Raw genomic sequence first — 1510 nt, forward strand, 5'->3', positions numbered from 1 at the left:
GATACGGCTTGTTCAGGGTGTCGACGAGGAGTGTCTGCGATCCGTCCGGCAGGTACGGGCCCCAAGGACCTGGATCACTGGACCAGTAGGAGACACCCGCGCCGAGTTCTCGGGCGGTCGTGTAGACGCGGTCGATGTAGTCGGTTGCGCCGGGCAGTGTTGTGTCGAGCCCGAATTCGCCGAGAATGATCGGAACGCCGCCGAGTACGTTGCCTGCGATGTGTTCGACGCTGTCGCGCCAGGTGTCGATGGTCGCGTCGGTGAGTGTGCGTGAGAGGCCGGAGTATCCGTCACCGAGGTCGAGGGGCAGCGGGTACAGGTGTGGGCAGTAGGCGATTCGCTGTTCGCCGGCTCGTGGGTCGTTGATCTTCGTGAGCCCGCTGGGGACACCTTGGTTGACGCCGACGGCCTGCGGGGCCACACACACCCAGCTGTCCTGATCAACTTCCCTGATGGCGTTGGTGGTTCGCTGATACAAGGCAGCGAGGGGCCCACCTTCGAAGGCGGGGCCTTGGAGGGAACCGCCCCACGGCTCGTTCATCAGGTCGTATGCCACGACGGTGTCATTGCCTGCAAAACGTTCGGCCACCGCCTGCCAGGCGTTCGCGTAGTGCTCGACCAGTTCGGGATGTTGGCCGGTGGTGTTCCAGAAGTTGTCGAATGCACGCATCACACCGGGTTGGACGTAGTACAGCTCCCACCGGTCTTGAGGGCTGACCGGAAGGCCGTCCATGTAGGTCGCCCAGGCCGGCGCGCCGTTGCCGATGTTGCCGGCGCCGTTGCCACTGTTGCCCTCTGGTGTGATCGCGCCGGAGTAGACGTCCTGATGCATGTCGAGCATGACCTTGTAGCCGCGCTCGGCGTACCAGCTGACTCGGTCCTCGACGCGGTCCAGATATTCCTGGTCGTACTGTCCCGGCTCTGGCTCCACCGAACGCCAGGAGATCAGGAAACGCACGAAATTTGTTCCCATGTCGGCATGTTCGCGCTCGAGATCGGCTTCGGTGAACTTCGGCATGCCGTCGGGTGCGCTCTTTGCGCTCGACGCCGTGTTGAACCCTCGCAGGATCAAGGAGCGCCCGGCGTCGTCGGTCAGGTACGACGGTGGCACCGACGTGCCATCGGCGCTCCCCGACGTGGGCAGGCTGCCCTGAGCCGCGGCAATTCCGCCGCCCAGTATCAGTGAGCCCGCGACTATCAGTGCGGAGAGCGGGATACGACGCACGGAAACTCCTTCTGGGTGTGTGGATGGATTGACTTGTCCGAATGGGGATTCGGCCCTGGGCTTGAACGCTCGGTGTCGATTCACGTCGGTTGGCTTACGCTGGTCCGCCCGTTTTCGATGTGTCCGACGAGCACGCGCTTGAATTCAGGATCTTCGTCGACCGTCACGGCGGCCTGATACCAGCCGTCCACCGAACGCACCGTCCACTGAGAGTGTGCACCGGCAGCGAGTTTGCGTCGGTTTCCGTCCACATTGACCGTCAGTGCACGACTTCCGGAATTGGTC

2 protein-coding genes are annotated in these 1510 nt (G+C 63.3%); both read right to left on the reverse strand.

What is annotated here, in order from left to right; genetic code table 11:
• Positions 1–1225, reverse strand: a 1225-nt coding sequence (locus A2J01_RS22000; protein ID WP_064113582.1) for a glycoside hydrolase family 5 protein, incomplete at its 3' end; no start/stop codon positions are given.
• 80 nt (positions 1226–1305) lie between these two features.
• On the reverse strand, positions 1306–1510 hold a 205-nt coding region (locus A2J01_RS22005; RefSeq protein ID WP_156519353.1), incomplete at its 5' end, for a hypothetical protein.

The sequence above is a fragment of the Rhodococcus sp. EPR-134 genome, assembly GCF_001647205.1.
Lineage (GTDB): Bacteria > Actinomycetota > Actinomycetes > Mycobacteriales > Mycobacteriaceae > Rhodococcus_F > Rhodococcus_F qingshengii.